Source organism: Streptomyces huasconensis (assembly GCF_021028635.1).
Classification (GTDB): Bacteria; Actinomycetota; Actinomycetes; order Streptomycetales; family Streptomycetaceae; genus Streptomyces; species Streptomyces huasconensis.
In genome coordinates this window covers 8,212,682-8,236,582 of record NZ_CP086119.1, presented here as the reverse complement: position 1 = coordinate 8,236,582, position 23,901 = coordinate 8,212,682, and the positions used below count along the sequence as shown (strand labels likewise).

The following is a 23,901-nucleotide window of genomic DNA, read 5'->3' as shown; positions in this document are numbered from 1 at the left end:
GAGCTCCCGGCGGAACTGCCCTCGTGCTCCAGCTTCTGGACCACGCGGCCACGCGCGTCGGCGGTCTCGGTGACCGCCGAGGCTCCAGTGGGGGGTTCGACGATGGTGGAATTGCCCTTGTAGGTGGTCTTGGTGCGGGAGAACTCCTTGCCGAGGGCGAGGGTCTTTTCCACGATCGGCCGGCCGGCCCCGTCGTAGGTGGTCTCGGTGCCGGCGGGCGGAGCCGTCAGGAGGGTGGCGAGCTTGCTCTCAGGTGCGGTGGTGTCGATGTAGTCGGCCGATGTGGCGACCTCAAGGCCACGCGTGTCGTACTTCGTCTCGGTGATCACACGGCCGGTGCCGGTAGCCGCCGGGACCTGGCTCTGGCGGGGACGCAGCAACGCGTCGTAGATCGCGTACGAGGTCTGGTATGTACTGCCGTCGTTGTTGAGGGACTTGGTGGCGACCCAGGAAGCGGCAGTGTTCTGGACCTTGTACTCGAACTTCTTGCTGGGGGTCTTGCCCGCGGCGCGGTCACGGTCGGCGAGCCAGACATCGGTGAGTCGGCCAAGGCCGTCGTAGTCCAACTCGGTGCGATGGCCGTTCGGGTCCGTACTGGCGACGTTCACACCCCAGTCGGGATTCAGGTCCGTGGTGACCGTGTGGTCGAGGGCGTTCTTCTCGACGGTCTTAGTCAGCGGACCACCGAGGGCCGGGGTGTACTCGGTGTGCTTGGTGCGGGTGCCGTGCGTGTCGTAGACGTCGGTGGGCCGCCCGAGAGCGTCGTACTTGGCGGTGCTGATGGTCTGGAGCTTGGCTGTGCCGTCGGCGCTGTAGCCGACGACACGCTCGGTGCGGGTGGCGTCGCCCTTGGTGGGTGCCTTGCCCCATGCCTGCTCGTCGTAGGAGACACGGGCTTCGGAGATGACGTCCGTGGTCTTGGGATCGTCGGTGCGTCGAGGAGTCGTGTCGCAGCCGACCGAGACTTTCTCCTCCCGCTTGGGGAGGGAAAGGATCCACTCCTTGGTGTTGGGGACGTATTCGGTGACGGTGCAGTCCTTCTCGCCGCCCGCGTCGGTCTCCACCTTGAGCGTCAGGCCGCTGGTGGGGTCGTAGCTGGTCCTTTTGATGTGGGTCATCTCCGCTGCGCCGGGTATGGCGGTGCGGGTTACTGCGGTGGCATTGCGCACCATGTAGGCGTTGACAGTGCCGTAGGAGTGCTTGTCGGTCGCCGTGGTCTGGTACCAAGGGGTGTTGATGGTTCCGGACACCTCGGCGCCGTCGACGCCGTTGTATGTGATCTGTTCTCGCAGCTGGCCGGCGAACTGTTCGGAGTCCGTTTTGGCCGTGTTCTTGGAGTCGGTGACCGTTTCCTTGCGCGTGGTGCCGTCAGATTGTTTGTCGCCGTCCATGCCCCGGTAGTAGAGGGCAGTGGTCTTGGACCGGGTACCGGACGCCTCACCGGTGGTGGTGGTGACCTTCTGGTAGCCGCGCCATATCCCCCAGGTGCGGTACTTGGCAGGGGTGATGGTTGATTCGTCGTCGTAGGCCCAGGCGCCACCGCCGGTGTAGCTGTAGTCGGTTTGCTTCAGTGGTGCGCCACCGGTCGGGTCCGACTCGGTGACCTGCGTGACGACGTACTTGTGGAACCAGTCGGTGCGTGGCTTGGGATCGGTGCCCGGTGTCGGGTTGGACGGCGGTATCCACTTCACCGGGAAGCAGCGCCTGGTGTTGTCGTCGAGCTTGGCCGGGATGCTCGAGTCGGCGACGCAGTCTTCTTTGGAGTAGTTGACCGTCAGGACCGACCCGGTCTCCGACGTGACGGTGCGCACGCGCCACTTGATGTACGGGGCGACATCGTCGCCGGTCTTGTCGACGCGGTTGTGCAGCTGGACGCCGCTGAACTTGACTGCGGGCAGCGAGACATCGGTGCCTGACTTTCCGGTGTGCTGGATGGACTTCAGCCACAGGCCGGGATCGGAACCATCCCCCGGGTCGGGGAACGACTGCTCCAGGTGCCAGTTGTTGACGTCCCGGTAGTCGGTGTCAGCTCCGGTCCCGCTCCCCTTGTAGACCTGAGTCGTGACGTCGGTCAGCCGCTTGCGGGAGAAGAACGAAGGCGAGCGCTGGTCGGTGCAGGCCGTGTCGGCCTTGCATATCAGGTCGAAGGGTACGTCGGGCCAGGCGGCACGGTTGGCATCGCCCAGCGACGAACAGTCCTCGCCTCCGGAGACGGGAATGCAGCGCTCCGCGGTGGCGAACTTGATGCGCGCGGCAGACGGCTGCGTGGTCGAGAAGATCGTGTCGGTCCGCTGTCCGTAGTCGATGCGCTTGAGGTAACCGCCGCGCGTGTAGGCGGTGCCGTTGCCGGTGGTGCCGTTCTTGGCGTAGTGGTTCGTCTCCTTGCCGTACCAGTACGTCATGACGTTGCCGTGCGGATCCACGACGTAGTCGAGGTTCCATCGCCAGGCCTGGGTCTTGGCGCGCGAGCCGAAGGAATCACCGCTGGAATAGCCCGGCTCACCGGAGTCGTCACCGAATACGGGCACGGTCCACACGGAGTTGGTCTCCGGCTTGCCGCTGGCCCAGCCGGGCAGGCGGTCCTTGCCGAAGACGTACTGAGTGCCGTCGGTGGACGTGACAGTCCAGTACTCGCCCTTGTCGCCGGTGTCGCCGTCATCGCCGTTGCTGGCCCCGGTGGAGCGCACCACGCGCTCGCCGTCGTCACTCTTGGTGTGCCAATCGCCGGTCTTCTCGTCCTTGATCAGCGCGGTGGCCTTGCCGTTGAGGACGATCGAGGCGTTGTCCTCCTTCCAGCACTGGTCGTACTTCTTGTCTTGGCCGTCGTCGTCGCAACTGCCGTAGGAGCGTTCGATGTAGGAGATGGGCAGGTCGAATCCGTCACCGATCCACGAGGGCTGCGAGCTGGTGAAGGACGTGTGTCCGTCCACGCTCTGCGCGGAGTAGCCGAGGGACAAGTTGGGTGAGGGGCCTGCCGGGGCGGGTGGCACATCGAGCGGATAGTTCCAGGTGAAGTCACCGTTCGAGCCGCCCGCGGCCCAAGTCGCCGAGGCGGCGAGCGGCGTCGCCTCGTAGGAGCCCTGGTCCGAGCCGGCACCGGCAGCGAGGGCGAGCACGCTCACCGCGGGCGCGCCGGCCCTGGCGGAAGGCGTGTGCACTTGAGCCGTGACGGCTTGGTCCGCGCTGTTGTTGGAGGAGATGACCGGGCTCGTCCGGCGGCAGGCGGGCTTCCGAGGTGTGGTCAGCGCGCAAGCAGGAAGCATTACGGCACGCAGCCGTGAGGCCCAGTTACCACCGTAGGCGTGGGCGAAGTCGCTGTAGTCGATGGTGGCGGCGAAGTCTGCGGCACCCTGTTTGCCGTCGGCGCGCTGCAGCGTTACGACCACACCGTCGACGCCGAGCCTGCGAGTGGCCGCTCGTCCCAGGACCTCGACCTTCGCCTTGCCCGGAGCAGCCGTGGCCGAGCGAGCTGCTTTGGTGCCGGGCTCGGCCTGCTGAGGCCGTGCCAGCTCCACCGGCAGGTCGCCCGCCCGCGCCTGTGTCTTCTGGTTCTTGGGGAGCGTGACGGTCACGGTCTTGGCATCCGGCCAGGTGACCTTGCGCTCTGCCCGGGCGCGGGACTTCTGTGCGGCTGCGGCGGCCGGGTCGTGGATTTTCTTGCCCTTGAAGCCGAACGGTTTGGCTTGGCCGTACTCGGCCTTCTCCAAAGCACTGTGCTTGCGCTCGTACGCCTGGACCGGCGCTGTGCCCAAGAGGGTGGCGACAACTGCCACCGAGACAGGAAGCGAGACAGCCGCCACCCGACGGCGGCTGGCTCTGCTCCATGCCCATTTGTGCAGCACTGTGAGGTGCCTGACCACGGGAAATCTCCGCATCTGGAAGTCGGGGGTGCCGGTCCTGTGTCCGGCACCCCCGCGAGTTGTTCATGAAAGTGCGTACGTGAAGCCCATGCGGCTACTCGATCGGCACCGGCGGTTCGTCCACGGTGGCCAGCTGAGTGATCTCGGCCTCGGACAGCACGCCCGCGTACACGCGAAGATCATCGAATTGGCCAGGCAGCAGGTTGCCGAACTCACCGGTGTCATGACGCCGGGCACGGCCCATCATCAGTGGGCCGGTCGGCTGGAAGGTCTCCTTCACGAGGACACCCTCCTCGTCGCCCTGGCGCTCGCCGGTGACGTATAGCTTGGCGGACTGGCTTGCGGAGTCGTAGACACCAGCTACGTGAACCCACCCGTCCGGTGGGTTCACCTCGTCCGAGGCCGCCTCGTAGGCGGGTCCACTGAGTACGTCCGTGCCGAAGATCCCGAAATTCCAGTCACCCACGCTCTGCCCGGCCTCCTGTCGGTACCACAGGCGGAAGGCGTTGCGTTTGGCTCCGGGATGGGCGAACAGCGTGGGCGAGTGCGCCACGGTGGTGTCCTCCAGCTTGGATTGGGACGCCAGGTTCACCCAGCCGGCGACCGTGAAGCTGCCGGAGTTGTCCAGTTCGACCCCTGCTGTGGCATGCCCTTCCGCCGCCGTGTCCAGTTCCACGACATTGCCGTGCGCTGGATCATCGGTGGCGGTGAAAGTGGCCCCTGGTTTCAGGCTGAGCTGGTTCCCTCGCCCCGAGCTGTCTGCGCCAGTGGTGCCGGATGTCTCGTCCACGGACCAATCCGCTAGGAGCTCTGCCTGCGGATGGCCCGTGTCCGGATTCTCGATGTTCGTCAGTGCCCACAGTTCGTCGGGAAAGACCACACGGTTGTAGGCCTGGACTTGGTCGATGTCCCCGCTGAAGGGACTGGAGGATCCATCGCTGCTCGTGAAGCGCCCAACTTCGAAGGCGCCGTTGCCCGCCCATGCGTTGGTGAAACCGGTGGTGTCTTCCAGGTGGCCGTTGACGTACAGACGCAGTTCCTTCTTCTGCAGGTCCTGCACACCCAGCAGATGGGTCCAGGCGCCCACTACCGCGGGCTTGGAGGACATGGCACGGTGAATGGCCGTCGACTCGGCAGTCGAATCCTGGTCATAGCGGTTAAAGACCCACCGGTCGTAGGCGCTGGAGTAATAGAGCTGGAACGCGCCGACCTTCGCACCGTTTTGGTTGAGGACAGTCGCAGTCGAAGACTTCGAGTCGAGCTTGGCCCACGCCGAGACGGCAAAGCTCTTCGTGGTGTCGACCATAGGGCCCGAAGTGGCGGCGGTCGCCGTGCCGTCGGCCTTGAACCCGGCGCCGTTGCGTGCCTTGGCCGTCCATGCCGCCTTGCTCAGACGCAGAGCGTTGCCATCACCTGCGGCATTCGCTGCTGTGGTCCCGCTGTTCTCGTCGAACTTCCATACACCGACCGGATCAGCCGCTTTGGCGACGTTGAACAGGTAGTCCGTGGTGCTGCCGGCGTTACCTGCCGCATCGAAGGTCTGCACTCGCAGTGTGTTGGTGAGCCGTTTGTCCGGCGTCACTTTGACGTCGTAGACCGGCATGTTGACGGTGAACGTCTTGCTGCCTGCCTTTACCCCGTTCAGCCACCAGTCGTAGCGACGCACATCACCGGAGCCTGTGATCCGGAATGTGCCGGTCATCCCGACACTGCCGTCCTGGGCGTCTCCCTCGCAGGTATCGCCGACGCACTCGGTGTAGACACTCGAAGTGATCTTCGGCGCGGCCGGGCCGTGTGTGTCAGCCCTGAAGTAACAACTGCTGGACCAGGGGCCGTAGAGGTAGTCCGTCTTGCCGCCGTAGCTGTACTTGTACTCCGTGCGGGCGCGGAACCGATACGTGGTGTTCTCGGCAAGGGCCGAGGTGACCACGGTGCCGGCTGTACCACTGGCCGTCCACGCCGAGGGCTTGAGCGTGGTCGCCGTGGAGCTGCCGTCCTTGTACAGCTCGAAGTTGGGCCTCAGAGTTGCATTCGATCCATCGGCCGAGGTCGGAGTTGCTGTCAGTCGCGGCGTTGCGTCCCTGATCATTGCGGGGCTTCCTGACGCCGAGCAAGACACCTTTGGATCGGACATCTTGACTGACGAAGGCTTCGCGGTCGGCACCGAAACATAGGTGATCGACAGGCGGGGCTTCTTCGACGACGTCGCGTCCTTGTCGGTCGGCGACATGAACTGTTTCCACGCGATCGGGTCCGACTCGCTGGCCCGCAGGCCGAGCGTGGTCAGCGTGGCTTTGGCCTTGGCCGTGTACGCCACGGCAGACGTGGCATCGAACTCCACATCGCCGTCCGGACACGACGAGGAGTGGCCCTTCGCGGCCGAGACGGTGTCCACCTCCGACTTCCACGAGGGCTGGTCGCTCCAGGTGGTCGAGCCGTAGATCTGCCCCGTACGCCACAGTTCGACGTTGCGCTTGTCGCAGTTGGCGGACCAGATCTCGTACGCCGTGAACGTGGCGTTGATGATCTTTTTCCCGGACACCTTGCGGGTGTCGAACTGGAAGAACGAGCGCGCCTTTTTGTTGTCCACATAGGCGTCGTAGCCCACCCCCAGCGCGTGGGAGGTCTTCCAGAAGCTCGTTTTCGGGGAATCGGACCACACGGTGGTCCAACTGGTCAGCGTCGCCTTGACCGCAGGCGGATCAAGCACCACCGGAAAGACCCGCTTCTCGTCGGCCAGGAACTGCTGATCCGGCACGACAGTGAGGGAGTCATCCGCAATCGTCACATCCATGACCTCGGTCCGGGAACCTGCACCGGCGCTCAGCGCGTCGGTCGTAGCACCAGTGGCCGCGCTGGACCGCAGGGCCTTGAGTGGAGCCGGAGAAGGAGGAGTAGCGGGAGGCGCGGCCGAGTCCCACATCAATGCCGCACCGCTGTGCACCACAGGCCGGCCGCCCGAGTCGACGAACGCGGCGGACCCTTCCGACGTCGCACGGGACGAGAGGCCCTTGGCCGTCACGGGGAACTTGACGGACTTCAACTCCGCATTGGCCGCTGCCTTCCGGGAGTGCACGACCAGGTGATACGTGAAGCCATCGGAGGTGACCGTCACGGCAAGGTCCACGTCCGGCAGCACGGAGGCATACACCGCGGTCGCCCCCTGAACTGTCGGCTTCGGCAAGTCCCACGGCGCAGAAACCGCAAATTCCTTGCCGTTGGCTGCCAGCCGGGCCAGTGGCTCGCGAGTGCCGCCACCGGACAGTTCGATGTCCTCGCCCGCTCGCGGGGCGAGAGAGCCGTCTTTGCGCTCGATCAACGTGGTGTCGATCGGTACCCATGCATCGCCCTGACGGACGCGCTCCGGTTCGGCAGACGCCTCCACCGTGAATGTGCCATCAGGATTGGCGAAGAGCTGACTCGTTGCCGTGGTCAGCGACTTGACCTCAGCGCGCTGCCCTGAGGAGACGGCAGCCCGAGACGCCTTCTGCTCCTCGGACACGGGCGGAAGCCCGTCATCCTCCCAAAACGCCTTGCCGCGATGCGCGGCGTCAGCGGGATCGCGCGAAGCCGGCTCCGCGGCCTCCGCTCGCTCATCGGCGGCACTTGCCGCAGAAGCCGCGCCCATTGCGGCCTCCCCGGTGAGTCCAGCCAGCGCGAGCAACGCCGCGGCCGTCACACCCCGCGACGCTCCCCAACGGCGTCTTCGCCGTGCCATGTTCCCCCACAATCTGAGAATTTAATGAAGATCACTCGAAGATGTGAAGATATCTGGGAGGATGGGTCTAGACCAGATGCCAGTTTGTGGATCAAGGGATGCGGAGGGGGCCATTCCGGACACGTGGTCCGCGTGACGTGCACCACGGTCGTATATGCAGGCGGATGTCTGACGTTTTGGTACGCGCGGCCACACTGCCGCCATCGGCGTCGTCGCGCGTGACTGACCCTGGCAGCGCTGGAAGTGGACGGTCAACTGACGTCTCCGCGTCGAGTCCTGCGGGGGTCGATTCCCTGAGGTTCCCGCTCGGTCCCGGCCATCGGCCGCGAAGAACGCGAACAGCAGTCGGCCGGGCCCGCCATGCATCCCGATGCCCAAGCTCAGGACTTGATGGCGGCAAGCGCCCGTCCAGCACTACCTCAGCACCGGCGCTCCGTAGTTCTTCCGCGGTGCTGCGCCCTGTGGCGACCGCGACGATCCTGGACGCCGGCGTCCATCTCTCCCGCGACGTCCGCCGTTGTATGCCCAGCGACACAGCACGCTCAGGCCTGGTGGATGAGCGTGCCAGGGCCACGCGCAGCAATTCCTCCGGCGTGACCGACGAGGGGTAAGGGTTCATTGGGCCTGTGCAGGCAGTCCGCCGTTACCTGCGGCGGGTGTGTCTGGGTGCGCGTGGATCCAGGACAGGCCACCGAGGTCGAGGCATCTCCGGGCTCGGGTGACGGCGACATAGGCGAGGCGGGCTTCGTCTTCGTCGATCGGGCCGGGCAGAGGCTGGCCTTGGTCGTCGCGCTCCTGGCTGTCCTTGGGCGGGGCGAAGTCGTCTGCCACTTTTACCTCTGCCCATTCGCGGCCCTTGGCCTTGTGGGCGGTCGAGACGGTGACGTCTGCCTGCTCCTCGGGGGTGAGCTGGGCGACGGCGGTGAGGATGGCTTCGGGGCCGTGGGTGTCGATGAGGTCGACCAGTGGCTGTAGGTCGCCTCCGGCTGGGTCGTATGCGGCGTAGTCCTGCAGTTCGCCCCAGCAGCTGAACAGGACTAGTTCGGGGTGGCCGGTGCGGCGTCCTTCCTTCAGGTCGCGGGCGGCCAGGGCTAGGGCGCGCAGGCCTTCTCCTCCGCCGACTAGTGCCACGCGGTGTCCAGCGGTCAGCAATGTCATCACTTCGGCCAGGGCGCCGACGTTGGTGCGGCACAGCACGGCGTCGGGCCGCGAGAGGGGGCCGAGTTCGGTGGGAACGGTGTCAGTGCCGGTCAGACGGATGGGGGCGCCGACGATCTGGAGCCAGCGGTTGGCTTCGGCGGCGAGGTGAGGGCCGAAGCGGAAGGACTGCGACAGGGTCAGGGCGGTGCCGTCGAAGCCGGTCATGACGTCTTTGGCGCCGCGCCAGCCGTAGATGGCCTGAGCAGAGTCACCGACCATCACCAGCTGAGCGTGACTGCGCTGGTTGAGGAAGACCTGCTCGACGACGGGGTTGGTGTCCTGGGCCTCGTCCAGGAGAAGGTAGTCGGCGCTCAGGGTGGGCTGGGTGAGGGCCCAGATCTTCAGGTAGTGGTCGTGCTCGAAGCGGACCACTCCGTCGTCGGGATGCTGCAGGTCGGCCCAGGCTTTGCGGGCGAACGGCACGATCGCGTCCGTGAGTTGGGCGTGGTGGTCGGGGTCCTCCAGGCCTCGCAGGCGGGGTACGTGGTGGCGGGTGATGGCCGGGTCGGCGGAGTGGCAGAAGCGGGTGACGGTGCGCAGGGTGGCGTAGGAGAGGGTTCGTGGTGTCACGTCGCGCTCTCCCAGGCGGGTCGGTTTGGTGATGCCGAGGGCTTGGCCGATCTGTCCGGCGGGGCGGCGGGGCGCGTTCAGGCGTCGGGTGTAGCGGTGTCCGAGGGCGGCGTAGGCCAGGGCGTGGGCCGTCTTGCAGGTGACGGTGGGCGGGAAGCGTGTGGTGGCGTCGCGGGCGATGGCACGGTTGTAGGCGAGGTAGCGGCCGCGGCGTCGGGTGGCCTGGGCAAGCAGGGTCAGGGTGGTGGTCTTTCCGGTTCCGGCGCCGGCCTGCAGGACCAGGTGGTCCCCGGCGTGGAAGGCATCAGCGGCGGCAGTCTGCTCGTCGGTCAGGGTCAGCACGGCGGTGCTCCGGGGTGAGGTGAGGCGGGCGGGAACGCCTGGAGTTGAGGGTTGTTGGCAGCGCTGGGGCATGTCGCGTGTCCCGCGGTCGAGAACGGCGGGGTTCAGGCAGTGCTGCCTGCAGTGGGCGTGCGGTCTTCACCGGGTCAGCGGGGCCGGGCAGGCCAGGAGGGTCTTGAGGGCTCGCGGCACTCCCCCGCCGTACGGCGGCCGCTGGGCGGAGGCGCGGGCAGGTGGGTGTGGATGAGGTGGTGGTGCAGCAGAGGGTCGAAGACCTGCCATGTCGTCAGGGCGAGGTCGGCGGCGCTGTGGGCGGTGGCATGTGCGGGGCAGCGTTGGGTGCGCCAGCGCAGTTGTTCGATGTAGGGCAGGTGGCTGAGGTCGTAGATGGCCATGAGCCCGTCGGCCAGGGCGAGTTGGCGGCGGGTGGAGCGAGGGTTGGCGGGCAGGAGGGTCCAGGCGCCGGCCGGGGCTGTGGGGTCCAGGATGGGGTGGGGGCAGCGGTGGCGGGTGCGGGTCTGGGCCACGCACCGGATGGTGTGGAGCGGGTGGTCGGCGAGGTAGCGGGTGTAAAGGAGCTGGACGACCGGTCGGGTGATGTGGCTGTCCGGGGCCGTTTCGCGCGGGGTGAGTGTGGGTGCCGGTGCGGGTGGGGTGAACAGACCGGTGTCAATCAGGGTGCGGGTGCGGACGGCGAGTTGGCGACGGACGTTTTGCAGGTGGGGTGTGAGGCGGGTGGTGATGGTGCGCCGTGGGCACAGGATGGCGTGCGGGGTGCGGCACCAGGCGCTGTGGTCGCTGTGGCGGTAGGCGATGCCGCCGCTGAGGTGCCACCGGCAGGAGTCGGGTACGTCGGTGTTGGCGAACTCGGTCGGGTGCAGGGCGATGGGGCGGTGGTTGTTGCGCTGGTACCACTCGATGCGGTTGCCGCATGTGTGGCAGCGGCTGTGCTGCCCGGTGCGCAGCAGTCGGCTGGGGCTGGTTGCGGACACGCGTAGGGAGCGGTGGCGGCGGGTGGCGAGGGGGCTGCCGTCCCAGTGGCGGGCCACGGTTGGGGGGTGGGGATGCATGGGAGGGAACGTGCCAGGCGGCGCGCCGCGGACCTGGGGGCGGCGGTGGTATCTCCTGCGAATGGCCCAGCGGATGGGGGCGGGTGTACGAGATGGGGAGTGTTTGTTCTATTGCGATTGCCCGTTTGGGTGGCGTCTTGACGGCTCCGGCCAGGGCGGGGGGCCAGCCGGGAGGTCAGGTGCCGGGTGGGGTGTGGTCGTCGCAGAGGGTGCCCAGTAGGCGGTCGACGGGGACGTCGAGGGCGTGGGCGAGGGCGTGCCAGGTCTTGAGGCTGCCGATGGTGCGGCCCTGCTCGATCTCGATGAGGGTGCGGCGGGCCAGGCCACTGCGTTCGGCGAGTTCGTCGTAGGTGAATCCCCGCTCGGCCCTCAGGCGTGCGAGTTCCAGGCGCAGCGCGGTGAGGTTCGGGTCGGGCGGGAAGATCGTCACTCCACCATCCGAAGGTGCAGCACCCTGCCCTGTCAGTGCAGACCTCTGCCCTATTTCCGCAGGTCGGCACCTCTGCAGCAGGGCAGAGGTCTGCACTAGCGTGTGCGCTCGTCATCCGATGGCGGCGCGATCAGGCGGGAGGAGCGCACCCAATGAGGCTCTGCACGACGCATGTGAGGGTGCGGCGCATCTGGAGCGTGGAGCTGCGGCCCGGGGCAGGCGGGCCGGTACTGGTGTGCCCGCACTGCCCCCATGACTCGCGGCCCCTTGCGGCCGGCTCGGCACGCCCGGCAGTGCTGGCTCATCTGGCGCGGCACGCCCGGCGTGACGTGCTGCCGTCGCATCTGCGGACCTGCCAGTGCCACGAGCGGGGCTGTCGGTGGCATCCACGCCATCGCGGCTGCTCCGGCTCTGTACGACTGGTGCTCACACGAGCCCAGGGCGGGCGCCTGTGGCGCCTGGCCGATACCTGCGCAGGGTGTGCGGGCGCGACTGCGCAAGCCGCGGTGGTTCCCGACGCCTTGCTCTCCGCCGCCCCGCCTGTCACGGTCTCTCCCCCGCCGCGTGGGCGTTCGACCGCCCCGTCACCGGGTGCTGACGCGCGCGTGCGCGTAAAGGAGATGCTTACCTATCTGTCCGCAGCGCTGCCCCCCTTCTCCTCCCCCACGGCTCGCCTTCTGGCTCTGCAGTGTGCACTGCGCTCCGACAGCCAAGGACGCGTTGATCTGCCGGCCGGGTTCCTGCGCAGCATGCGCCTGGCTTCCCACGCCACTCCCTGGCATGAACTCGAGCACGCCGGATGGCTGCGCTGCACCCAACGCGGTCATGGATCCGCCGAGGCACAGCTGCTGGACGTAACGGTCCTGGCTCAGGCGCCCGGCCGTGAGCGGCGGGCACGCGCCGCCCACTGGGCACTACACCCCATTCCCCTGGCGGCGCCTCGCCGGGCTCCCCCGTCTATCCATCTGGCCGCCCTGGCACTGGCGGCGCACACCGAGTCCCGCAGCGGGAGCGCCGATGCCGAGGTCCTCACCCGGCTCTGCGCGACCGCGCCCCTATCCCTTCAGGACCTTCTCGACCAACTCGTCCGCACCAGCGCTTTGGCTTCTTGGCGCCCCGACATCGAGGCGGGCGAAGTCTGCTGGCAACTACCGGAGCAGGCCTGAGCGCGGTCACCGGATTGCCGCGGACATTCTGCCCCCGGTGACCGCCCACGAGCCCGTCCCACTAGCCGGCCCGGAAGCGACAGCCAGATGTCACTCCATGAGCGCAGCGGACGGGTCCTGCGGCGGTCACCGGAGGCGGGAGGGGTCATCGGGCTTTAGAGGATGTCGTCGTTGGAGTCGAACTCGTGCTCGTCGGGGGGGAACTCGTCGAAGTACACCGAGTCCGTCTCTCCTGTCAGGACGGACAGGAGGAAGGGCACGCACTGGGTCGGGTGGTGTTCCCATTCGGGCCCTCGTCCCTCGTTGAACAGGACCGTCCACTCCTCAGGGCTCTGCCCCGGCCTGCGCAGCCAGTACAGCATGGCGCCGCTTCCCTCGATGTAGGCCCAGGGCAGAACCTCGGCCCCCTCGTCCTGCAGAAAATGCGGCTTGGATCCCACCTGCCACAGCTTGGCAAGGATCTCCGCGCTCTCCTTGGCCTGGTCGATGAGGTTGTAGCCCGGTCGAGGGCATGCGGGGTCCAGGAGCCAGACGGTCTCGTCGAAGACTCCGCCCCCGTAGGTGTCGACGAGCTCCTTGTAGTCCTGTGGCAGGGCAGTGCCCAGCTGCTCCTCTACGGCGGCCCAGTCGCGTGAGCGTTGGGGACCGGCCGGAGGGACGAGTGCGGTGAGGCGAACTACAGCGGAGTGCATCCGGTTCGGTGTCCTTGTCTCTTCGGTGTCAGGTGGGCTTGGCGACGTTCAGGATGGTGACGCTGTTGGTACTGCTCCCGCCTTCATAGGGGGTGAAGGAGAAGCCGCGGTTCCCCTGCGCCTCAAGGTGGAGACCGAGTGGGGTGACGTCGCTGGGGTCATTGGTCCGGTAGATGGGCGTGACCTTGTAGTCGATTTTCTCACCTGAGTCGACTGCCCTTCTGATCTGCTCTTCGACGTGCTTCATGACCGGCGTGTTGGCGTTTCGGTGCATGGTGACGAAGTTGCGCAGGTCCTTGTTGGAGCCGCCGATCTGAGCTCCCAGCAGATGCGTTTTGTGTAGTTCTTTGTACTTCTCGTAGCCAGGGATCCACTTGGGGGGCTTCGTTCTCCCTCCCGTCATGTCGGACTCGAGCCGGGCTTGCATGCCGGTGGCCCGGCCGCCCGGGCCAGGTGCGCCGTACTGGACGCGGCCGCCCCAGGTGACGTCGGCCTCGTCGCAGGGCGAGAGCCCGAGCGGATCGCACTGGGTGTTCGGGTTGTCGACGTAGGTGGCCGGGTTCGGTGCAGGGTCCACGCCCAGCGGGTCCAGCGTGAGGTAGCGACCCGTCTCAGGGTCGTAGTGCCGGAAGTAGTTGTGGTGCAGACCGGTTTCGGGGTCGTAGTACTGGCCCGGGAAACGCAGCGGGGTGTAGGCCGTCGCGTCCTGGTTCCAGGCAGTGGTACCCCAGAGCGTGGCCCGGGCCCGCCAGGCGACGTGGCCGTCCTCGTCGATGAGTTCGGTGGGGGTGCCGATCTGGTCGGTGACGATGGCGAAGAACCGCTGATCGATGACGTGCTGCGGCGCCTCGGCCAGGGACTTTGTCTCTGTCTGGGAGAGGGGCGCCAGGCCGTCGTGGTCCCAGGTGAGAGTGATGAGTTCGGTGGAGCCTGCGACCTGGGTCGACTGCTCGGTGAGGGTGCTGCCGTCCCAGGTGAACCGGGTGTCCTCCTCGACACTTCCGTCGGTGGCGAGCCGCTGTTTGGCCAGGCGGCGTCCGAGCGGGTCGTAAAGGTAGCGCCACCGGATACCGTCTGGGGTGGTGACGAAGGTGAGGCGGTCCTCGGCATCCCACGCATAGCGCCAGATGTCCGGTTTACGCGAAAGGCGGTGCTTGCGCCGCTGGATGGTGCGCCCTGCCGCGTCGTATTCGAAACGGGTGTAGCCGGCGTTTGTCAGGCGTGTTCCCTGGTAGGTGCGCTCGCCGCGGGACTGGCCTGCGGGGTGCTGGTCCGGCCAGGAGGCGTGAACCTGATTGCCCGCCTCGTCGTAGGCGTAAGTCTCCCTCCAGTTCGCCGCACTGACGGTGGTGACGCGTCCGGCCTGGTCGAGTGTGAAGGTGCGGTGGCCGGTGTCCTGGTCGGTGATGGCGGTCAGGTGCCCGTCTTCGCGGTGGGTGAAGGTCCGCTGGATCCGCGGCCGGACGGTGCCGGGGACGGTGAGGGTCTGGCCGGCCAAGTGGTTCTGCCCGTCCCAGGCGAAGGCGAGCGTGAAGCGGTCGCCGAGGCTGCGCTGGATTTCACGGCCCACGGCGTCGTGCTGGAGGGAAAAGACACGGCCCGCCACAGTGAGGGCGTCATAGTTGCCGCAGGTGTCGTAGGAGTAGGTAGTCGTGATGCCGGCGGGCGTGGTGCGCCGGGTGCGGCGTCCCGCAGCGTCGCAGGATGTGGCGAGAGTATGGCCGTTGACGGTTTCCGCCACGAGGCGGCCCACAGCGTCATAACGGAACTCGAGGACGGCCTCAGGGCTGGCGGCCCGCAGCAGGCGGCCGCACAGGTCGTTCTCGAACACGGTGACCTGACCGTCGATGGATTTCTCGACCATCTGACCGATGGGGTCATAGCGGTAGGTGACGGTCTGCCCGGCGGCGTTGTTGTTCCGGGTGAGCCGGCCGCCCGCGTCGTATGCATAGGCCCTGGTGTGACCGTCGAAGTCGCTCTCCCCGACGAGTTGCCCGGCGATGTCGTAGTGGTAGGCCCAGGTCAGTCCCTGCGGGTTGATAACGGCGGTCAGCCGCCGCTCGGTGTCGTAGGTGAAGGTGAGGCGCGTGCCGTCCGGTCCGGTCTGGGCCGTCAGCAGGTCGAAGTGGCTGAACTCGGAGCGGACCGTCGCACCGAGCGGATCAGTGTGGCGCACGCAATTGCCCTCGCCGTCGAAGGCCCAGGTCTCAGTCGTGCCGTCCGGGCGGGTGCGGGACAGGAGCTGGCCCTCGACCGACCACGTCAGCCGGGTCTGCCCGCCTGCTGGGCCAGTGGTGGTTACGACCCGTCCGAAGGCGTCATAGGAGTGGTGGCTGACCGCGCCGGCGGGGTCAGTGACCCTCACAGGCAGTCCGGCCGCGTTGCTGATGGCCTCCACACGCTCGCCGAGCGGGTTGGTGACGGCCTGCACCGAGCCGCGGGGCCCGATGGTGTAGCGCGTGGTGTCCCCGTTGGGGTCGGTGAGGGCGGTGCAGTTTCCCGCCTCGTCATAGGTGTACTGCCATATGGTGCCGTCGGGCAGCTGGACGGCGGTGGTGAGGTGGAGGTCGTTATAGGTGAAGCGGGTCGTGCCGCCATCGGGCCGGGTGACCTTCACCGGCATGCCCAGATCGTTGTTTTCCAGTCTCGTGGTGTACCCGAGCTGATCTGTCGAGGCGATCACGTGCTGGTGGGCGTCGTACTCCGTGATGACGGTGGCACCCAGCGGATCGGTCTCAGCCACAACCAGGCAGTCGTCGTTGACCACGTACCGCCAGGTGGCGCCGCCGGAAGTGGTGACGGCGGTGGTGCGGCAGTCCGGCCAGCCCTCATCGATTCCGTCATAGGTAAAGGTGTTGGCGAGGTGACCGGCCTCCCCGCCCTGGGCGACGCAACGGTCCTGCTCGTCGTAGCGGTAGTAGTAACGGCTGTGGTTGGTGTCCTCCCACGATGTGACCCGCAGACGCTCGTCATAGGTCAACTGCAGCGGCAACCCGGCGGAGTTGGTGACCTCGGTGAGGTTGCCGTCGGTGTATCCGTACCGCTTGATCACGGTGTCGGAACCGTCCTCGCCCGCACCCGCCAGGCTCAGGGCAGTGACCCGTTCATCCTCGACTGCGAGGACCAGGTGGTAGCCGCCACTGTGGCGGATCGCTAGCGGGGTGCCCTCGGCGTCGTAGTCGAAGTCAACGGTGTTGTGGTTGCGGTCGGATATTCGCCTCAGGAACGCCACGTCGTCAACAGGTGGCGCGAAGTAGCGGCAGTGGCCGGCGACGGGGTCGGTGAGGCGGTAGCCGCCGTCGTCGAGACGCTCCAGCGGCCATCGGGGACCGCCGTCAGGCAGTACGGATGCATCCGAGCCCTCAGCATGGGGGTAGGCCAGGAGCATGCCGTCCTCGGTGACGAAGACGACGCCGTCCTCGTCGACTTCGAGGCGCTGGTCGAGGGTGGAGGTCCAGGTGGGGCCGAACCAGCCGCCGCTGCGGTAGCCCGAGGCGACCCGGCGTGTGAAGACCAACGGCAGGGTGCCGGGCAGCATGACATCGGCCGCGGCCAGGAACATCTGGCCGGTGGCCACGTCCACCGGGTCGCCACAGCCCTTGACCTTGCTCTTGACCCGGCTGTACGCGCCCTTCGCACCGTCCTTCAGCGCGGTACGGGCCGACTTGAAGCCCTTCAGCCCACCCTTGAGACCCTTCAGCCCCTTGCCGAGCTTGGCGGCGGTAGTCAGGCCCTTCATGCCGGGAACGCAGTCCAGGGCGGCGAATGCGACATCCATCAGGCCTGCTTGGCCTTTTCGGTACTTGTTGAGGGTGTCGGCCAGGACGATGGCTCCGGCGACGATGACAATCGCGGCGAGGATCGGCCCGCCAACGATCATCGCGATGATGCCGACGACGGCGACGACGACCTTGCACACCGCAACGATGGTGTCCCAGTTGTCGGAGACCCAGTCCCCGACCTCCTCCCACCACTTGCGGTTGGGGATCCCCGCGTCGGACGCTTCGTCGATCCTCCGCTTCGCCGTCCCGGCGGCCTCCTGACGCATCGTGCGCGCGTCCTCGGCCATCTTCTTCGCCGCGTCCAGCGAGCTTTTGGCGGCATCCACATCACCCTGCGCCGACTTCTGAGCCTTCTCGGCGGAGGCCGCGTTGCGGGTAGCGGCGCGGACCTTCGACTCATCCGGCTTCGGCACATCCTTGCCCGAGCCCTTGTCGTCCTTGTACTTGTCGGCCTCTTTGCCCGCCTTCTCCACCCAGGAATCAGCCGACGACAGGCTGGACTTGGCGGAGGCGAGATCGGCCTGCGCCTCGCGTCCCTTCACCAGCGCCTTGTCCGCCAGGGCCTGGGCGCGCTCCAGCTCCGGCCAGTACGCGGCCAGCGCGTCACCGGCCATCCCGTAGGACTTCTTGAGCTTCTTCAGCTTCTCCGGCGCCTTCTCGAACTTCTCCGTGAAAGCGTCGGCCGTCTTGCCCGCCCACCGCAGGATCGCGTCCTCGCCCGCCATGCCCTTGATGTCACGCAGCACCTTGCCGACATCATCGGAGAAGTCATGCAGATCCTTGGCCAGCTTGCGCACCCGGTCGGGATCACCCGGCGTCGGATCCTTGTCCAGATCCAGGACATGCCAGTCCTTCGGGCGGTGTGCCACGTGCAATCCCCCGTTGTATCAGCCCTTTGCGATCAGGGCACCTGCTGTGGTGATGTCAGTTCAGCGGTTGATGGACTGGATTTCCTGGACGTTGATGTCCTGGGTGGCCTCGAAAGTGCCGTTGGGCAGGTCGCCCTTCGCTCCCCCGGTTCCCCTCCAGGAAATTTCCCAGGTGACGGAGGCCTTCAGCTGGTAGGGCTCACCGCCAGTGGCGCGGAGGTAGGCGATACCGCACGGCGGTTCCTGCTGAGATGCACCCTTGGTGTAGGGGGCGCCGACGGAGCCGTCCTCGTTGACCGGACAGTCGCCGGAGGCAGGAAAGGTCTTCGCGTCACTCGTGCCCGGATCCAGATGCAGCGTCACCGGCTTGGCAGTCGTCACCGCATACAGGTCGGTGTGGGGCAAGGAGGCGCGCACTGTGACGTCCTTGAAGACGGCCTTGTCCAGCCACACCCAAGTGGGCAGGTTCACCGTCGACTTGCCCTGCGGCTTGAGCTCCACTTCGGTGTCCGGGACCCGGATCTTGTCGTAGGCGTAGGCCGCGAGCACTTCGGGGGTGGGGGCGTTCGGGTCGTCGGGGACGGTGCCGGCCTTCTGCCAGAACAAGTTCTTCGAACAGTCCAGGATTTCTGGGTCGTTCGCGCGGTCCTCGCGGGCCACTGCCCGCCAGAACATGCCCTTCTTGCCGACGTTGTAGTTCTTGGTCGGAGTGTCGGTGAAGGTGGCATCGCCTTTGTCGAACGCGTCGACGAGGAGGTCCTTGCCCCAGCGGCGCCCGAAGTTAACGGAGAACAGGTCGCCTTTGTTCATCTTCTCCGTCGCGTCCTTGAGCTGTCGCGAGGTGGCAAGCGGTTCGTACCAGCAGGCCGGGGGCTTCCAGTTAGGGTCGACAGCGGTCAGTCCGCCAGCGGACGGCTTAACCGTGCCACCGCCGGACTGCGTGACGACGATGCGGGTGCGGGTGACCTCGGCCCCCAGTTCCGTTCCGCTGGCCGTGCCCTTGGCACTGTCCTTGGCGGGCGGTTTGGCGCCCTCTCCCGGGTCCGTTCCCCAGGCGAAGGCGGCCGATGGTGTAAGCAGCGTGATCGCCAGGGACGCTGCGGTGAGCGTCACCGCGCGAGGGGGCGGCGTCCTCACTTGCAGGCTCCTCGCTCCGTCTGAACCATCGTGGTCTTCCAGACGCCGTCCTTGGTCTTGCGCAACTTGGTGCGGTAGAGCACAAGGGCGTCATCGGCGAGGGTGGCGGTGACCTTGCCGGTCTTGGTGTCCTTGGTGGATCCCTTGCCCTCGTCCACGCAGTAGAAGAGCGTTCCGGAACCGTCCGGGCTGATGCGGGGCTGCGGCTGGAAGACCCGGCCCTTGCCGATCAGGACGAGGTTCTTGTCCGTGAACCCCTTGATCCACTCGGTGCCGGTGCGCAGCGCGTCGCTTTCGCTGTAGAAGGTGAAGGCGTCGTCCTGCGGGTCCTTGTTGTTGATCGCGGCGTAGGAGGCACGGAGTCGTTCCTTGCCGTCGTTCAGGATGGCCTGGAGTTTCGGATCGCTGTTCGTCCAGCCGTCGAAGGTGACTTGGAAGGCCTTGGGCAGCGTGATGTCCGGTCGCTTGGCTGCACCCGGCTTCGCCGACGGGCCGGCGGATGCCGAACTGTCCGTGTCTGCCCCGGCACCCTTGATCTTGTCGGGTGCGTCGTCGTCACCGTCGCCCGAGCTGCAGCCGGTCAGCAGCAGTGCGGTACTCGCGGTGATGGCGACCGCAACGGACAGGAAACGGCGAGTCACGTCTGAACTCCTGGGAGGTGTGGGGTTTGTGGGTAGCTGACGCTACCTGCGGTGCAGATGGTTTCACGAGGGTTTTCCCCCGCCCGAAGCCGGGGTCGCAGAGTGGCCGAGAACCGTCGCGTCCCAAGTGCACAACCCGCTCATCACCACTCGGACGGGACAACAACGTTCCAGAAGCGAACGACTCAGCAGGCCGTGTCAGTGAGAACCGGGCGAGACCGGCTGACGATCTGGTAGCGGTCGTCCTGCGCCCACTCGGTGGTGCTCGCCTCGGCGGGGACGGGCCGTCCGGCCAGGCGGGAGTGGCGGAAGATCTCTCCTGTGCCGGTCCACTTCACCGTGGTCCGCCAGCCGTAGTCCATCCAGCGTTCGGCGGCCTTCTCGTAGCGGGGCCGGTGAAGCCGTCACGGCGCGGAGCCTCCTCGATCCGCCGGTCGGTCTCCAGACGGGCGGCACGGGGCCGACGGCTGTTCTCGGGTAGAAGTGGTACCCACCAGGGCCTGTTCAAGACTCATCAGACCGGCCGGCCCAAGCTCCGCCGACTCCGGTTCCTAGCCCGGCGACCTTCCGGCGGTGCTTCTCTCCTAGCCTTATCCGGCACATTCGCTCCCTCGCGTCGGTCACTGTCCCGCGGCTCTCGCCCTTGCCTCACGCACGAGGTCTTAGACACGCCCCATGGATCTCCCCCACCTCGGAGGCGCCTGTCTTGCCGCTACTCTCCATGATTCACATCACGCGGGGGCAGTCGGCGGGTCAGCCGCTACAGCATCAACGACCACGGCAGGCAGCCTCCCAGGCTGACCAACACCCCAATACACGCTCGGAGTTGATGTTGAATCCCCTGGAGCGGAACCAGCCACTGCTCGGCGCACGTGCCGCGATCATCCTGCTGCCCGGTGTCCTTGCCGGACTCGGTGCGGGCATCCTGACCGTCCTGGACAGGAAGAGTCCCGTCCACGGCGTCCTCGCCGACGGAGCCGCCTTCGCCGCAGCGGATCCCATGCAGTACTTCTGGGAGCAGTTCTAGTGAGACCACGCGAAGGCGATCTGGTATCGCAGTTCCAGCGCGTGGCCCGGGCAGCGGGGCGGGTCAACCCCCCGTTGCCCGGGGCTGCCCTGCGAAGCTGGGACGAAGTGGTGAAGCTGTGCACGGAGGGCTACGACCTCGACGTATCCGAATACCTCAACGACCTGTCCATCCGCGAGCTGCTGCAGCACGTCATCGATGACCCGGTCGTGCGGTCGCTGCCTGAGTACTCGTGGTTCTCAAACGAACTCTCCCGTATCGACGAGGGGTTTCGAGCACTCTTGCAAGATGGCCCGTCGGTTCGGCCCAATGAGAGCCGCTGGTGGTTCCGCTCACTCCCAGCACGGGGACAGCAGGAGTTCGCGGACGATGTGCTGGAGCGGTACGGCGTCGAGCTCGAAGTGATCGAACCGGACGGCTGAAGGCCTCTCTGTAGGCATCCGTTTGACGGCCGCGGGCGGGATACTTCTGCCCGCGGCCGTTGTCTTCCGGCATACGTCAGACCGCCCGCTTCTTAGGAAAGCTCCCAGGGCAGCAGTCAGGCCAATGAGCTGTTGGCATGTAGTCAGCGCGGGCGCCAGGTGCGTACCTCGAGGTGGTTGATGTGCGCGTCTGGGTTGATGCGGCCGCTCTCCGCGAGCCATTGGTGGACCGCAGCGGTAACGTCGCCGCCTGCCGCGTCCACCCGCCGGGCGAAGTCGGTGGCGTCGAAGCCGCCGGTGGCGGCTGAGCCGTAGGAGCGTTCTTCGGTGTGGTCGGCGCGCTGGATGACGTCGCGGCGGATGCCGGGTGAGTCGGTGCGGCTGCCCGAGGCGTGGAGGTAGCCGGTTTTGGCGAGGCGGACGGTGAAGGCCAGGCGGAGGTTCTGGCGGGCTGCTTCGGCGATCAGGGGGCGCAGGCGGGTGGAGCCGGAGGCGATGGCTTGGGCACCGACGCGGCCGGTTCCGGTGCCGGTGGGGGTGATGAGGACGGCTTTGGTGCGCACGCGGGCGCGGTTGCCGGAGGTGGTGGTGCGGCGGGTGATGTGGGGTGCGGCGAGGGCGGCGAGTTCGTTGGTGTCGGTGATGCCAGCGGTGTGTACGGCGGTCAGGACGTGGGTGAGGGCGGGGACGAAGGCGGCGCCTTTGTTCTTTGTGTAGAACTGGGAGACCAGGGAGGGGTCACGGTTGATGATGCGGGCGATGTCGCGTTTGGTGTAGCCGGCGGCTTGGAGCTGGTCGGCTAGTTGGGCGGCTTCGTTGAGTTGCCGCGGAGGGCTGGGGCGGCGGGTGCTGGGTGGCATCAGGCCCCCGTGGTGGTGTGGGTGAGGGCGGTGCGTCCGGCGTCACGCAGCGCGAGGAGGTCTTCTTCGCTGGTGGGCGCGGTCAGGGGGCCGGTGAGGTGGCCTTTGAGGAGGTAGTCGCCGGGCTGGTGGTGGTAGGGCCAGTTCTGGAGCTGGGTGAGGTAGAGGGCGTCGGTGCGGAAGGCGATGACGCTGCCAGGTGGGGCGTGCAGGGCTCCGGCGTGAGTGTTGTCGTCGCGGTGGCGTTGGGTGAGTAGGGCGGCGCGGGCGCCGGACCAGATGGCAGCTGCCCATTCGGGGTGTGCGTTGGGGTCGCGGGAGAACCCGGTGGGCTTTTGCCAGGTGATCAGGTCGTCGTCGAAGCCGATGATTTCGGCGTCTGCTGGGACGTCGCGCTCCAGGTGGCGGGGAGTGGTGCCGGTGACCGTGCGGGGGCGTTGGGCGAAGGAGCCGATGCCGTACAGGAGGATGGCGCGTACGGCGCGGGAGGCGAGGTGGGCGGCGCGGGATTGCTGGGGGTCGGTGTGGAAGTGGGCCTGGGTGGCGAGGTTGGTCCAGGCGTCTTTGAGTTTCTTGGCCCAGTCGTCCAGGGGTTTGCCGTCGTCCCACAGGATGCCGTCGAGGATTTCGACCTTCCATGGGGTGAGGGGGTTGGTGAGGGCGGTGTGGATTTCGGGGCCGCCGGCCCAGGTGGTGAAGGTGGTGCCGGGGGCGGCCGGGTAGTGCCATGCGCGGTCGCCGGGGGCGGGCGCCGGGAGGAGGCCGACGTGGTTCCAGCCGTCGGGGACGGTGACGCGGACGTGCCAGTGGCCGCATCCGTACAGGGCGCGCATCTGTTCCTTCTCGCTCCAGGCGGCGAAGGTTGGGGCGGTGATGCGGCGGGGGGTGCCGACGGGGGATTTCCAGGTGTGCTTGGCGTAGGCGAAGGTGCGGTCGTACTCGACGAGTTGGGGCAGTTGCTCAGGGACGCGGGGCGGGGTGAGCAGTTCGTTGCGTCCCTGTCCGGCGGTGGTGTGCAGCAGGCCGCGCAGTTCCTCCGACAGCACGGGGAAGCCGTCGGACCACTGGCCGCGGGTGGGGATGGTGCGCGTCCACAGGTCGCGGCCGGTCTGCGAGGGGGAGCCCATGAGGACGGCGTCGCTCCAGTGGCGGCGCAGGGCCTGCCACAGCAGCACGAATGCGTCGCGGACGGTGTGCGGGTCGTCTCCGTCGATGTCGAACCACTCCCCCACCGAGCGGATCTCCACGTGGCTGTCGCCGATCTCGCGCTGGTAGCGGCCGACGGGGTTGCGGGCGTGGACGAAGTGGCCAGCCATCCGGTCGCGGCCGCGGCCGGTGTCGGTGCGCCAGCCCGGTGTGGGCGCGTTCAGCCAGGCGGCGACCGCGTCGCGCAGGTAGGGGTAGCGGTCGGTGTCGCGGTGCCAGGGGTCGCCGGCGGTGATGTAGATCCGTTCCACGCCCTTGGGGAGGGTGTGGAAGACGGCGGTGAGGATGTCCGCGGCGGAGGCGGCGCCGAGGTCCAGGTGGTGGGTCTCGTTGCGGTGGACCAGGATGCCGGTGTTGGTGTCGAGGAAGACGGTGGAGCGGGCCTGCTGGGTGAAGTTCGGCCGGGTGGATGCCAGGCCGGGCGTGTGGGTGAACCAGGTATCGCCTGCGGTGCCTTCGGCAATGGCGGGCAGGCTGCGTGGCGTCTGGGGTTCTGCAGGCGGAGCCGGGGCTGTGGCTTCGGCCGGGGTTGGTGAAGCAGGGCGGGGATGTTCGGTGCTCTTGGCGGGCGCTGCGGCTTCGGGTTGCGGGGCTGGCTTGGGGCCGGTCTCGTCGGCGGCCGTCGTGATCGCCTCGGAGGGGGCCGGGGACTGCGGCGCGGTTTCGCTGTCTGCTGCCAGGCGGTCGGGGGCCAGTGCCGGGGCAAGGGTGACGACGTCGGCCACGCTCAGCCCGGACGCCGGGGCGATCCGCTCCGCCTTCGCCTTCTCGTAGGCGGCCAATTGGACGACTCGCTTGTCCCGGTCGCTCTCCAGTCTCGTCAGTTCTGCCCGGGCCTTTTTGATCGCATCCCGCACGGTCCGCAGCTCGGTGAGGGCGGCGCTGTAGCTGTGGGCGTCCATCGGGGCT

General features: G+C 67.3%; 14 protein-coding genes and 1 pseudogene. 3 read left to right on the top strand and 12 right to left on the bottom strand.

Features of this window, described 5'->3' with window-relative positions; translation table 11 throughout:
* From J2N69_RS36360 to J2N69_RS36340, 5 genes and pseudogenes are all read right to left on the bottom strand, one after another.
* Window positions 1-3,773, bottom strand: a pseudogene (locus J2N69_RS36360) (hypothetical protein); the annotation flags it as partial.
* Window positions 3,774-3,954: 181 nt separating this feature from the next.
* On the bottom strand, window positions 3,955-7,539 hold the full coding sequence (locus J2N69_RS36355) for a LamG-like jellyroll fold domain-containing protein (RefSeq protein ID WP_230904517.1): 3,585 nt from the start codon (window positions 7,537-7,539) through the stop codon (window positions 3,955-3,957).
* A gap of 654 nt (window positions 7,540-8,193) precedes the next feature.
* On the bottom strand, window positions 8,194-9,687 hold the full coding sequence (locus J2N69_RS36350; RefSeq protein ID WP_230904518.1) for a UvrD-helicase domain-containing protein: 1,494 nt from the start codon (window positions 9,685-9,687) through the stop codon (window positions 8,194-8,196).
* A gap of 149 nt (window positions 9,688-9,836) precedes the next feature.
* Window positions 9,837-10,760, bottom strand: a complete 924-nt coding sequence (locus J2N69_RS36345; protein WP_230898811.1) for a DUF6083 domain-containing protein — start codon at window positions 10,758-10,760, stop codon at window positions 9,837-9,839.
* Between the two features lie 175 nt (window positions 10,761-10,935).
* On the bottom strand, window positions 10,936-11,190 hold the full coding sequence (locus tag J2N69_RS36340; protein ID WP_230898812.1) for a helix-turn-helix transcriptional regulator: 255 nt from the start codon (window positions 11,188-11,190) through the stop codon (window positions 10,936-10,938).
* A gap of 620 nt (window positions 11,191-11,810) precedes the next feature.
* On the opposite strand from J2N69_RS36340, the gene J2N69_RS36335 reads away from it, so the two are divergent.
* Window positions 11,811-12,356 (top strand): hypothetical protein, encoded by a 546-nt coding sequence (locus J2N69_RS36335; RefSeq protein WP_230898813.1) that lies wholly within the window; start codon window positions 11,811-11,813, stop codon window positions 12,354-12,356.
* 155 nt (window positions 12,357-12,511) lie between these two features.
* Here J2N69_RS36335 and J2N69_RS36330 read toward each other — a convergent pair whose 3' ends face one another.
* The 5 genes from J2N69_RS36330 to J2N69_RS36310 form a co-directional block, all read right to left on the bottom strand.
* Window positions 12,512-13,048 carry an SMI1/KNR4 family protein gene (locus J2N69_RS36330; RefSeq protein WP_230898814.1) on the bottom strand — a complete coding sequence of 179 codons (537 nt, stop codon included), beginning with the start codon at window positions 13,046-13,048 and terminating at the stop codon, window positions 12,512-12,514.
* 28 nt (window positions 13,049-13,076) lie between these two features.
* Entirely contained in the window at window positions 13,077-17,699 is a 4,623-nt protein-coding gene (locus J2N69_RS36325; RefSeq protein WP_230904516.1) for a DUF6531 domain-containing protein, read from the bottom strand.
* A gap of 60 nt (window positions 17,700-17,759) precedes the next feature.
* Entirely contained in the window at window positions 17,760-18,812 is a 1,053-nt protein-coding gene (locus J2N69_RS36320) for a hypothetical protein (RefSeq protein WP_230898815.1), read from the bottom strand.
* Between the two features lie 20 nt (window positions 18,813-18,832).
* Window positions 18,833-19,477: a hypothetical protein gene (locus J2N69_RS36315; protein ID WP_230898816.1), complete on the bottom strand. Its 645-nt coding sequence runs from the start codon at window positions 19,475-19,477 to the stop codon at window positions 18,833-18,835.
* Between the two features lie 185 nt (window positions 19,478-19,662).
* On the bottom strand, window positions 19,663-19,839 hold the full coding sequence (locus tag J2N69_RS36310) for a hypothetical protein (RefSeq protein ID WP_230898817.1): 177 nt from the start codon (window positions 19,837-19,839) through the stop codon (window positions 19,663-19,665).
* 467 nt (window positions 19,840-20,306) lie between these two features.
* Here J2N69_RS36310 and J2N69_RS36305 point away from each other — a divergent pair, with 467 nt between their 5' ends.
* Window positions 20,307-20,504 (top strand): hypothetical protein, encoded by a 198-nt coding sequence (locus J2N69_RS36305; protein WP_230898818.1) that lies wholly within the window; start codon window positions 20,307-20,309, stop codon window positions 20,502-20,504.
* Window positions 20,504-20,926, top strand: coding sequence for a hypothetical protein (locus J2N69_RS36300; protein WP_230898819.1), 423 nt, complete (start codon window positions 20,504-20,506; stop codon window positions 20,924-20,926). Before J2N69_RS36305 ends, J2N69_RS36300 begins: the two co-directional genes overlap by 1 nt.
* A 143-nt stretch (window positions 20,927-21,069) precedes the next feature.
* On the opposite strand, the gene J2N69_RS36295 is transcribed toward J2N69_RS36300, so the two are convergent.
* Both J2N69_RS36295 and J2N69_RS36290 read right to left on the bottom strand, forming a co-directional pair.
* A complete protein-coding gene (locus tag J2N69_RS36295) occupies window positions 21,070-21,786 on the bottom strand; it encodes a helix-turn-helix domain containing protein (RefSeq protein WP_230898820.1) in 717 nt (238 codons plus the stop codon).
* Entirely contained in the window at window positions 21,786-23,894 is a 2,109-nt protein-coding gene (locus tag J2N69_RS36290; RefSeq protein WP_230898821.1) for a coiled-coil domain-containing protein, read from the bottom strand. Before J2N69_RS36290 ends, J2N69_RS36295 begins: the two co-directional genes overlap by 1 nt.
* Window positions 23,895-23,901: the final 7 nt, after the last annotated feature.